General features: G+C 25.4%; 13 protein-coding genes. 5 read left to right on the top strand and 8 right to left on the bottom strand.

What is annotated here, in order from left to right; all coding sequences use genetic code 4:
* From BCF89_RS03115 to BCF89_RS03100, 4 genes are all read left to right on the top strand, one after another.
* The coding region (locus BCF89_RS03115; protein WP_146236474.1) for an IS3 family transposase at window positions 1-317 on the top strand (317 nt) is incomplete at its 5' end.
* Window positions 318-347: 30 nt separating this feature from the next.
* Window positions 348-2,696: an OppA family ABC transporter substrate-binding lipoprotein gene (locus BCF89_RS08650; protein WP_111518893.1), complete on the top strand. Its 2,349-nt coding sequence runs from the start codon at window positions 348-350 to the stop codon at window positions 2,694-2,696.
* Window positions 2,696-3,178, top strand: coding sequence for a hypothetical protein (locus BCF89_RS08645; RefSeq protein WP_111518891.1), 483 nt, complete (start codon window positions 2,696-2,698; stop codon window positions 3,176-3,178). Before BCF89_RS08650 ends, BCF89_RS08645 begins: the two co-directional genes overlap by 1 nt.
* Before the next feature lie 82 nt (window positions 3,179-3,260).
* Window positions 3,261-3,761, top strand: coding sequence for a hypothetical protein (locus tag BCF89_RS03100; protein ID WP_111518889.1), 501 nt, complete (start codon window positions 3,261-3,263; stop codon window positions 3,759-3,761).
* 48 nt (window positions 3,762-3,809) lie between these two features.
* Here BCF89_RS03100 and BCF89_RS08640 read toward each other — a convergent pair whose 3' ends face one another.
* The 5 genes from BCF89_RS08640 to BCF89_RS08625 form a co-directional block, all read right to left on the bottom strand.
* Complete coding sequence (locus BCF89_RS08640) at window positions 3,810-4,859, bottom strand: helix-turn-helix domain-containing protein (protein WP_111518887.1); 1,050 nt, start codon at window positions 4,857-4,859, stop codon at window positions 3,810-3,812.
* A 13-nt stretch (window positions 4,860-4,872) separates the two neighbouring features.
* On the bottom strand, window positions 4,873-5,280 hold the full coding sequence (cdd, locus tag BCF89_RS03090; RefSeq protein WP_111518885.1) for a cytidine deaminase: 408 nt from the start codon (window positions 5,278-5,280) through the stop codon (window positions 4,873-4,875).
* Window positions 5,281-5,437: 157 nt separating this feature from the next.
* Entirely contained in the window at window positions 5,438-7,318 is a 1,881-nt protein-coding gene (locus BCF89_RS08635) for a S41 family peptidase (protein ID WP_111518883.1), read from the bottom strand.
* A gap of 596 nt (window positions 7,319-7,914) precedes the next feature.
* Window positions 7,915-8,190 (bottom strand): hypothetical protein, encoded by a 276-nt coding sequence (locus tag BCF89_RS08630; RefSeq protein WP_277870060.1) that lies wholly within the window; start codon window positions 8,188-8,190, stop codon window positions 7,915-7,917.
* A gap of 160 nt (window positions 8,191-8,350) precedes the next feature.
* Window positions 8,351-9,301 carry a tyrosine-type recombinase/integrase gene (locus BCF89_RS08625; protein ID WP_111518879.1) on the bottom strand — a complete coding sequence of 317 codons (951 nt, stop codon included), beginning with the start codon at window positions 9,299-9,301 and terminating at the stop codon, window positions 8,351-8,353.
* Between the two features lie 263 nt (window positions 9,302-9,564).
* On the opposite strand from BCF89_RS08625, the gene BCF89_RS08620 reads away from it, so the two are divergent.
* Window positions 9,565-10,398 (top strand): hypothetical protein, encoded by an 834-nt coding sequence (locus tag BCF89_RS08620; RefSeq protein WP_146236480.1) that lies wholly within the window; start codon window positions 9,565-9,567, stop codon window positions 10,396-10,398.
* 59 nt (window positions 10,399-10,457) lie between these two features.
* On the opposite strand, the gene BCF89_RS03065 is transcribed toward BCF89_RS08620, so the two are convergent.
* The 3 genes from BCF89_RS03065 to BCF89_RS03460 form a co-directional block, all read right to left on the bottom strand.
* The gene (locus tag BCF89_RS03065) at window positions 10,458-11,087 is read right to left on the bottom strand and encodes a hypothetical protein (protein WP_111518875.1); all 630 of its coding nucleotides are present in this window, start codon (window positions 11,085-11,087) and stop codon (window positions 10,458-10,460) included.
* The gene (locus tag BCF89_RS03060) at window positions 11,080-11,679 is read right to left on the bottom strand and encodes a nucleotidyltransferase domain-containing protein (RefSeq protein WP_111518873.1); all 600 of its coding nucleotides are present in this window, start codon (window positions 11,677-11,679) and stop codon (window positions 11,080-11,082) included. Before BCF89_RS03060 ends, BCF89_RS03065 begins: the two co-directional genes overlap by 8 nt.
* Window positions 11,657-11,935: hypothetical protein (locus tag BCF89_RS03460; RefSeq protein WP_170108360.1), on the bottom strand; the 279-nt coding region annotated here is incomplete at its 5' end. The genes BCF89_RS03460 and BCF89_RS03060, both read right to left, overlap by 23 nt.

Raw genomic sequence — 11,935 nt, 5'->3', positions numbered from 1 at the left:
ATAAAGTGATCCCGGGAGAGACAATTATTCATACTGACCAGGGACTCCATTATCAACATCATTCTTTTTCTAAAGTTTTAGAAAATGCTAATGTCACTCAAAGTATGTCAAGAAAGGGCAACTGTTTAGACAATGCCTCAATAGAAAATCTTATAGGAATTATGAAAAAAGAAATGTTTTATAATCGAAAAATTGAAAGTATAGAAGAGCTTACTGATAAAATAGACAGTTATATCGCCTGATATAACGCGGAACGAATTAGTTATAAAACCGCTGGGTTGTCCCCAATTAAATTTAGGGACAACCACAGCAGTTAAACATTCCGGTTTTTGGGGGACTCTGCAATTATGAAAAAGAAAATCTTATTAATTAGTTCTTTAACAAGTTTTTTTTCTTTTATTCCTTCAGTTTTAATAGCGTGTCAAAAAAATAACTTTATTATAAATAAGGCCTTCTATGTAGAAAAAAATAATTTTGCTAATGATTATAAAGATTTCTCATATCTAGAAGATAACTTTATTTCAAAAAATATTCAAAATATAAATCTAGCTACAGCATCAAAATTGATAAGAATTGAATCAAAAAAGAATCCAATTATTGATTTTAGAGATAATATTGTCTTGTTTCCGTCTGAATTGTCATATAAATTTGAATGAGCTAAAGAAATAGAAATTGACAATAAGAAATTTATTAACGATTCAGTTGATCTCGTTTCTTACGATAATGAAGAAACAAATAATAAAAAAGGTATTTTTAGACCTAAAAAAGATAAAGGGAATGGTTTTAATAGTCCATTTTTGTTTGTTCCTTCATCTGACACTCATTCAATCAATAGTCCCATTTTTAAAGAGTCATTGTTAAATGCTAAGAGTATAAAAATAAAAATTGAACCTAAAGAAAATGTTTGAATTGATTATTTAGGAAAAAAAATAGTAGATGGCAAGATTGATGCCAATTCATTCAAATTATATTTTCTTGCTAAGATGTTAAAAAATAAAATTTATCGCGAATCAGTTATTAAAGAAAAAAAGATTAAGATTGATAACAAGTTTAAAGAAATCAATGATAACACTGATGGTTTTGATCTAGTTACATATTTTAGAAACAATAATATAGATTTAAATAAATTATTGGATTCAAAAGATGATGAAATAGTTATTGAATCAATTAATCATAAAAGTATTGATTTTAGTTCATTATTTGAAAATATTTTTATTCTGCAAAATTATTTCGATACAATGCCATATGAGTGACTAAAAAATAAGTATGGTCTTAATGAATTGAATGATTTTAAAAAAAATTTAAATTGATTTTTTGAATATGGGAAGACATATAAGGATAGATTTTATGCTTCATCGTACATCATTAATCATATGGATAATAATGAAACAGTTTTAAAAATTAACAATAATTATTTTAAGAATAAGAACTATAACGATTCAAACCTAGAAAAAATTTCAATCCAATATAATCCTCTTTTTGTTTCTAATTCAACTTTTTCATTGCAAGCAACAAATGCATTTAAGCAAAATATTATTTCAAAATTAGAGTATGAGAGTCTAAATTTAAATGAAAAGCAAGAAATTCTAAAAAATTTTAGAAATTACAATTTTTCATATCAAAAAAACAACAACAGATTTAGATTAAATAATTCCATTATAATCAATCAAAGTCCAAACTTAGATAGCCCTTATTTCAATCGAAATTTTTTAAAACTATTTTATGGGTTAAATGAAACTGGAAAATATGAATTAAAAAAAGAAAATTTAGTATTCCAGTCTTTATTTAATAATCTAATTAATCTATATGGGATTGTTGAGGGCAATAATGATGTTTGATTATCACAAGCACCTGAGAATTTATATATAGATGCAAAAAATAAGAGTCTTAATGTTAATGAGTTAAAGGATATATTTAATCAAATTTCCAAACCTATAATAATTGATAGTCAAAGCAAAAGAATTGAAAATGTATTTCAATATCAAAATAAACAAAAAATAAGAGATCCAAGAAATATTTCAAATAAAAAGAAACTTGAGTCAATTAAATTTGAACAAATTAAAAAAAATATTGAAGCAATTATTGATAATTTCTATGGACAATCAAATAATGATGAAGATATTTTTGTCAATATTCCAATTTTGATCATCAATGAAAATCAAGATACATTGCAAAAAATTAAATATATTAAAGAGATTTTAAATTCAATATACAACAAAAAAAATAAAAAACTTAAAGTTGAATTAAGTCTAATTGATAACTTTGAAAAATATAATGAATTTTTTAAATTAAATAAATCAATATATAAGGACTTTAGCTTTAGATTATTTGAAGGTAATAGTTCTGAGTATCTCGTTAATCAAATAACAAATTCAAAAAGTAATTTAGATAAGCTAATCAATGCAATAAGGAAGGATTCAAACTTAGGATTGATTTATCAGGAAATATCAAAATTAGATCAATCATTAGTTTCAAATAAAGAAAAATTAAGAACTTATTTAAAGAACTTAGATGTTGAAAATCAACTTATCATGATCAATGAAATAAATAATTTGTTAAGTTACACTATAAACTTTAATAACCAAGTTAACATCGATAATTTTTCAAAAGTTGTATACCAGAAACATTTAATTAAGTCAATAGGATGAAATGATTTGAATTATTTTCAAGATATCAAAGTTGAAAGGGAAGCATAATGAAAAAAAATAGATTAGGACTTTTATTTCTTTCATCTACTGCCATAGCAATTCCGATGTTAGCAGTTTCATGTAATATTGTCTTGCCATATTCCATAGAAAATGTTAAACTTCTAAATTCTAGTCAAAAAGAGGAGATTAAAAACAAATTCAAATTTGAGCTAACTTCTAAAGCTAAGAATATGAATAAAGAAGAATGAATGTCATATTGGATGAAATTAAAAAATGATAGAAAAAAAAATAATCCTTTCTATCTTGATGGAATAATAAGAGGTAACATTGATCCAAAATTTAAGGAATATTTTAATGTTAGTTATCATAAATTAGATGGTTTTGGTTCATCACATAAATATAGATTTAAATTAAATATAACAAATAGTGGGCGTCCAGTTATTGAATACAATGTTCTATGTGTTGATTTAAATAATAAACAAGAATTTAGTCAAGATGTTATAGTGCCACTACAAGATAGTCAATGATAGTTCAATCTTTTTTCAATAAGATACAATAAAATTTAAATATTAATTCAATTATTAATGAGTTAATGTATTAAAATTTAGAATTATGATCAAGGCAAGGATTTTATCAATATTAGGATTGGGACTTATAACAACTCCGATGGTTACTGTGTCTTGTTTTCAAAGAGTTTCAATCAATCCTGGAGCATATTCGGGATCATCAAATTTTCAAGCAAACAAGATATTAAATCCATCTCAATTAGAAGAAATAAAAAAAGCACACTCCTTTAAATTATCTAATGAAGGAAGGAAGAAATCAAGGGAAGAAATAAATAAAATCTTTGATGAAATTGTTGCTAATGCAAAAAATAATTTTAATGAAGTTGAATCAAATCCAAACTTTAAGAAATACTTTTTATTTGAAAAGGCAGATAGTATCAAATTTCCTTATCTAAAAGGAAATCACATAATCGAATATAAAATTCTTAGAGAAGATAGAAATGGAAAACCTGCAATTCAATATACAGTATGGTGCTTGGATCGTATTCAAAATGGAAAAAGATTAACAGAAGCAATTGAACCAGTTTTTCTTGATTTACCTTGATAAATAAAAAAATGAGATTATTACCCAAATGATAACCTCATTTTTTTTATTCTAGAAAAAAACTTTTTTATATTTCTTAAAAACTTTTTTTGCTATCTCACAAACTTGTCCCTTTTCATCATTGTGACTTATTTTGTTACATTCAATGATTGAATTAATTGCATCCTCAATTCCTTCATACTTAAAAGTTAATTCTTCTTTTGCTTCAATGTATTTTTTAGTATAGATGTTATTAATTTCATCTTCATTTTTTTTCGTAAAAAAGCAGTGAGTTAATTCATGAAGAATACAATTGAAGATAAAGGCTTCACAATTATAAATATCCGAAACAAAAATTAAGCGTTGAGCCCCTTTTTGAAATGTAATTGCCCCTATGTCGCAATGTTCAATAAAAGGCATAGTTATTAAAATTATTCCCTTAGTTAGCAAGTAAGACTTTAAACTTATAATCTTTTCATCGAATGATTTTTCTTGTGAACAAATTATTTTTAAAACCTTTTTAAAAATACTATCGAAGGAGTTTTTTCTAAAGACGCCGACTTTTTTATTTTTTAATGTCTTAAGCGAAGAAATTTCACAGAATCTAATTCAAACACGACTATTAGGAGATGCATAAACATCCTCATCTGCCAAAGCATTTTCTTTTAAATAGGAATAATAATTTTTTAAATCAGCAACACCATAAAAGCGATTCATAATCATCAATTTTTTACTAATAGGCATATCCTTTGAGAGTTTAATGTTACTTATAAGTGGAAGACTAGGATTTTCAATAATAAAATCGTGACCATAGTCAATTAAAAGCTGGTCAATGTCTTCACTTTCAACCTTATCTTTATTATTATATATTGAATAAACTTCTGCCAGTGTGCCTAGTTCAAGATTAAAAATGTTTTCAAGTCCCTCAATTATTCCAATACTTAGATTTAGATTTTTTTTGCTATTGATAATGATATAAATATACTGAGTACTTAGACCTAGACGCTGTGCTAGTTCTTTTTGGGACATTGAAAATTTATTCAAATAATAGAGAATTTCTTCTCCAAAATTTGAACCATGTAAATGAATATGAGTTAAATCGCAAATATGCTTTAGTTCCATTTAGGCTCCTTTTTTAGTCAGGAATAATATCAGCGTCTTTTACGCCACCAGGTAAAAGTTGCTCCATTGTAAAAACTTTTTCTTCTAATAAATTAGTTGAATGCAGAACAACTTTTGCATCATTTGCTAAAAATTGTGACATTACTTGTCTACATGCACCGCAAGGATATAAAATTTTATTTAGATTACTAATAATATGTAGTTCTTTAAAATTTCCAATTTGAGCGCCTTGAACAACTGAACCAAATAATGCAGATCTTTCAGCACATAGTCCACTTGGATACGCGGCATTTTCAACATTTACACCATAATAAAAATTTCCTTTATCATCAATTGCTAAAGCAGCAACATGAACATTTGAATATGGTGCATAAGCAAATTTCAATTTTTCTTTTAAAACTTCTTTATCTTTTAATTCCATAATATAAATATTTTACCATTTTAAACTCATTGCTATGAAGCATAAATTAGTTAAAAAATCTTTGAAATTAAAAAGAAATTTAAATCAAAAAAATAAAAATCAAATGCTCAAATTAAAGCATTTGATTAAGTCTAAAAGTTTATCTATTTATTAATTTCTAGTTATATTTATTATTCAATATATCATCAATAATTTCATCATTATAAAAGTCTTTATAATCTAGTGGAATATCTGGTTCAATTCCGCTTTCGGTTTCCAGTCCATTCTTATTAATTGATAAATTTGGAGAACTAATTGTGATTGTTGTTCCATCATCTAATACTATTGGCATTATTGAACACATTCCTCCTCCACTTCTTTGCCCAATTACTTTCGCAATTCTCATATCTTTAACTATACTTGCAGCTTGATTAGCAGCACTAAATGTATTCATTCCAATTAGAAGATTTCAATTATATTTGTCATAATTATGTCAATGGAATTGATTATTCGCAAATACGTCCACACTATAGTGACTATCTATACTTATTTTATCTAAGGCATTGTAATCATGGGCAGTGATCTTTTGATTTGTTAGGAAGCCAAGGGTTCGAATCATTGCAAGAACACTACCTCCACCATTTCTTGATAAATCAAGTACGATATTTTTAATTTCTTGATGTCCATTTCTTCGAAATAATTTATTTCTTCTTTCAACTAGTTCCATTAATTCCTTGATCAAATAATAAGTGTCATACTTTCAGGCATCCCTTCTTGAACCTTGCTCTTGGGTGCTATCAATGAAATTAAAAATACTAATAATTGCAGTTTGATTATGAAATCTTATGTAATCTTTTAATTCTCAATCTGTAATTTCCATGTTTGTTACATATTGATTAAAATATTTATCCAAATTAGCTTTTGTTTCAACAAATTTGTTGAAATAGTCTCCAAAGTATTTCTTAGGATTTTTTGCAAATAGATCTACTGTAATCGGATCAATTTTGAATTTATCATAATATGAAAATGAGTTAATGTTTGTATGGAGTTCATTAAGTTTTTTATGAAATATATCAACATAGGCTTGATGAAATTCCTTTGGGTCGGTTGATAATAATTTTTGTTTATACTTGGAACCAATTCAATCTTCAAATGATTTAATTTCTTTATATTCCTTAAGTCCATAGAAATTATCCATGACAAACATTAAATGATTGAAATTAACTTGACGTTCTTTTTTAGTTGGTTTATTTTTCTTTATATTTTTTATTCTCTTTTTTGCCTCTAGGGATAGACGATGACCAAAAGAAATATCTAATCCTGCATATAAGGATGTAAAATTTTCACCATTAAAATAGATATTATTGAAATTTTGGCTGACAAAAAGCGCGTTAAAAACTGAAAAGGGAACTAAAACCTTCTTTTTATAGTAAAGAATATCCATGTTATATTTATTCAAATCGAATATTAAATAAGGATCATCAGTTAATTTTTTATGACTTCTTACATTATCATAATTTACCCTTAAGAATTTACCAGCATTAGTTTGTCTTTGTGGACTTATAATCGAATGGAAAAAGTTATTGGAGTTAAGTTTGATTTGATTATTTTTTCAATCAATAATTAAATGAGCTCCATTGTCTACCTTATAAGTTTTTTTGCCATGATCTTCATCAAGAATTTTTTCAGAAATTGAATCAGGATCAATAAATCCATTTAGAGCATCAAGGAATTCATCTAAATCAATGTATGCAGTTTCTTCCATATTTTGAATTCGATAAACAGATAGATCATCTCTATCATTAATGTAATATTCAGGATTGAAATTCTTAAATGAATGTTTAGTTACTTTTAAGGATAATGAATCGTCATTTATATTTTTAGAAGAAGCATTATTAGGAGGGATTCAAGGAATTAATGGATTAGTAGGAGAAAAGGGTGGGATAAATGGTTTAATTATTGGATTAAGTGAACTTTGGCATTTAATAGAAAGAACACTTAGGGGAGCCAAACTAAGCGGTGTTATATAAAAAAGGAAATTTAAATTTTTTGTTTTCATAAATTTAGGACGATGATTATAACTATTATTCTTTTTAAATTTAATTTGTATTTATATTAATTGTATTAAAAATAATTAGATTAAGTAGTTAAAGAGATTTTTTAATTTTTTTAAAAATTTTAAAATACTAAAATACTTTTAATATACCTTTTTAAAATACTTTTTTAGACATTTTTACGCTAAAAAAACATTTTAAGAAAAATAATATCTTCAGTTTCATTTTACCAAATAAAAAGTAATCAATACTAAAAATAGAAAATAAAGTATTTTAGAAAATTAATATACTTTTTGAATTTCTAGATATATAAAAAATACATATATTATATTGAGAGTACAGCGCTTTAATTATGCTTGTACTCTCAATATATATAATGAGAATGTAACTTTTGTACGTGTTACATTCTCATTAATAACTTATATATATACTATTATATAAGTATATATATAAGTATACTTATATGTAATATTTATAATATATTACATATAAGTTATATATCATTATAGTTATATCAACCCGGCCTAAGATATAACTATAATGATATTAAATGCGTCTAAGTTTCGATATACTTAGACGCATTAATATATCTTTATTAGTTTTAGAAGTTAAATTCTTCTTCGCTTATTAGATTTCAAAAACTATAAGTATTCTTTTGCTTCGTAACTAATAATGGAATTGAATTTCTAATATTTGCAAAATGTATAAGTTTCTTCCTATCTGAAATACTGAAATTGACAAACCTATTTTTAAGTTGTACATACAACTTCTGGTTTTCCTTTATAGCAATAAGATCCACTTTAAAAATTGCATCTAGTTTTAGATTGCTAAAACTTACTAAAAAACCTTTAGATTTTAAAAATTCTTTTAATTGCATTTCTCTTCTATAATTTATAAAACTTCAGTAGAAAAGTACTTCATAATATTTAGAAATTAACTTAAAATCTATGTTTTCCTTCTTCATTCAGTGTTTTAATCTAGAAAGAAAAATATCTTGAAATTTAGATTTTCATATCTTAAAAGTCTTAGGATTATTTTTATGCAACAAAGACTTTATATTGATTTTTAGTTCTTTTCAAGTCGGCATCGCTAGTTTCGTCATCATCTAAATTTAATCTTTCACGTAATTTTAAAATTTCTTGATTTTGCAACAAAATAATTTCTTTTAGTTTATTAATTTCAATTGAATTAATCGAATCCATATTCCCCAATTGAAGTAATTGTTTTTGATAGACACTTGAAGTTCTGATATAGTGGTTGGTTATGGTACTAATTTCTACATGCCCGGTAGCAACTTGTATTTTGTCTGGCGAAAGTCCTGCCATATGCATATTGGTAATTAATTGTGCTCTCAAGACATGAGCACTTAAATGTTTCGATCAATCAGGATATAAAGTTTTTAAATAAATTGAAAACTTATGAAATAGGTTTTGAATTGTGTTATAAGAATATTTAACACCATATTTTATAAATTGATCCCTTAGATCATATGGAACAATTATAGTTCTAAATCTCCCATGTTTCTTTGCCTTAATTTGACATTCATAATTTGTTTTATAGATATTTTCTCAGTCAACTGAAACAAATTCTCCCAGACGACAACCATTGTATTTAAGTAAGTTAAAAATAAGTTTGAATTCTGGATTATTTCATTTTTCTAATGCAAATTCAATCTTTTGTATTTCATCCAAATTAAAAACTTGCTTTGGAATTGTATCATTTTCAAATGAAATCAATTTTGAAACATCATAAAATTTATTTTCAACCTTAGACATTGAGTTAATAAATTTTTTAATATAAGCAAGTTGGGTATTCTTTGATGAACCTGAATTTTTTAAATTCTCAAATATTTTATTAATTTTATTAATATCAATTGCATCTAAGTCTGCTATTCTATTTAAAGCAATTTTAGCGCACACTTTTGTTTTACTGTTTTTGTAATTAGAATTTAAGAATAAATCAATCTTTTCTTTAAATCTTAATGACATTAAAATCCCCTTCTACCTAACAACTTTTTTATGTTAGGCAAAAGGGAATTATATTTTGAGCAATCAAATGCTTATATGCTATAATTTTTTTGCCTAGCAAGTAGAGGTTGCTAGGTTCTTTTTTTATTTTCTTTTAGTTCTTTAGTTTTAGTTTTGAATGACAGGAACTAAGCAATAATTATAAGTATTGGAAGTAGAGGTTCCTATCAAACATAATTTTATCATTTTTTTTAGATAAATAGAAGTAGTAAAATTTAAGTATGATGAAAAAAAGAAAACTACTATTATCTTTACCACTTATTTTATCATTACCAATAATATCTATTTCCTGTTCTGAACCTTGAGATAAAAATAAACATACCGAACTTGAAAACTTTGAAAGGTTTGTTGAAGAATTTCCTAAGGAATTAAAATATGATTACTTAACCCCAGCAGAATTCACACCTGCACCAACTCCGAGAGAATTAACAGAAACGGAAAAATTCTTTTATTATAAAAATAATGATTTTAAGGACATAGTAAAAAATTTAGTAAGAAAAAAATATTCAAATTTATGACCAGTACCTATAACAGAATGAAAATATCATTATGATAAAAGGAAAAATTTGGACTATACTAAAATTATATCTTCTCCTGCTTTGCTAGGTTTTTCACATGAAGAATCATATTTTAGGAAAGTATATGATTCTTGAAATTATTTACCTGAAAATGGTATTTTGGATGATAAAAAATATTCAATAGGTTTTATAGTGATGTCTGAATATCAGGGTTGATTTGGCATGAAAGAAATGTTGAAAAATGCTTTCTATAATAAAAAGCACGAACACCCTTTCTCTAAATTTTTAAATTATTCAGATTATGAAAAAAATGAAATAAATTTTAAAGAATGAACAAAGTTTATAAAACTAGAAGATTTTAATAGAGAGGGATCTCCTATTCCTTCAGAGAAAACAGATAAAATTTCGAAAGAAACTACTTATAAACTAAAAAACTTACTAATAAATATCCGCTTTGGTTATAAAGATGAGAATGGAATAATCAGGTCTAAGAAAGATTATTTAAAATATGTAGATCTCACTTATCATACTTATTCCTAGACTTTATTTAATATTAAAAAGAGCGCTTCTAAGGCGCTCTTTTTTGTTACATAGTATTTTTATCAAACAATTGGATCTTTTTCAATAGAACCTCTAAAATCGCTCTTAGGTTGACTTGGAGCAATTTCCTTAGGAGTTTCTTCTTTCTTTGAAAAGTCAAAATTCTTAATTGCGTCTTCGAACTTCTTTACATTTTCAATAAAACTAACTTGTTTATCTAATTCTTTTTCTAAAAGTCCTAACTTTTCTTTTAGTTTATTGTTTTCAAAAGTTAACTCTTCGATTTTATGAACTAATTCAACGTTGAGATTTTTTACTTTTAAAAGTTCATTGGAAAGTGTATCAGATGATTTTAAATAATCTTGTAATTTTTTTTCAAGTTCTCTGTTGTATTCGACACTATTATTATTTTTATACATCTCTAATTTCTTTATTAGCAATGTATTTTCATCAACCGCCTTCTTTAAGTCAACCTTCATATCAAACGCTCAATTATCCATCTTTTCTTTGTAGAGTTTGAAATTTAGGTTAATATCATTATTTTCTTTTTCTAATGTATCAATCCGATTTCTTAAGTATTTCATTTTTTTAGTGTGGTTTAAACTAGTAAAAATTACAGTCAAAACAAGACCTATAAATGATGTAATTAGTGGAATAAAAACCGGCAACAAATCAATAATTTTATTCATTTCCTTCTTCCTTCTTTTCTTTTTCTTTCAAATATCACTCAAAAAGTAATTTACGACATTTTTCTAAGTACTTAATGTCGTTTTTGTTTTCGGTTCAAGCTTTAATTCTTTTAATAATTTCTCAATTTGGTTTTTCATTTGAAACTAAAGAAGCTATATAGGCATAATGGTAATATGCTTTTTTGCTTCTTTGATTGTACGAATAAAATTTAAATCTTGTAATATCAGATTTAATTAATTCAAAAAGCAATTTGCTTTGCTTCTCTTTAATTGAAGAAATAAATTCCTCATAGTCAAATTCAGGTGTTTGATATAGCAAACTATTTTTTGATATGAACAAAAATTGTAGATGTGCTAATCCTTTTACTACTTTAAGATCAGTTTGAAATTCCTTATTTGTAAAGAAAATATCAATTTTTTCACCACTTTCTGCATCATAGTAAAAATATCTTTTTGTAGGATTATCAGTTACAACCATTAAGTCATAATCTGCATTATTATCATTTATTCCCAGTCCCCTAGAACCATATTGAAATATAGCAATTGGGTCGTGTTGGATAACGATACTATTAATTATTTTTTTCAAATTCATAATATGCCCATTCTATGTAGTATTTAGAACCTTCAGGTCCCCCTGTATCTGGTGAACTAACCTCATGTCTCGCTACAATAAATTTATAGGTATTTTCAGATTCCAAAAATTGATACAACTTGTATTTAGGATAATTTGGATCGTCAGTTAAATCTGCCTTAATTTTTTCACGATGCTCTTCGTATAAAAGTTGTGCCAACATCGGGATTGTTGCACTCTTAAAGTTAATTAAATCATCCATTGTTCTTTCGAAGTT

Origin of the sequence: Metamycoplasma auris (assembly GCF_003253435.1) — a bacterium.
GTDB lineage: Bacteria > Bacillota_I > Bacilli_A > Mycoplasmatales > Metamycoplasmataceae > Metamycoplasma > Metamycoplasma auris.
Note: the sequence above shows the minus strand (reverse complement) of the source record. Positions and strands in the feature narration are given on the sequence as shown.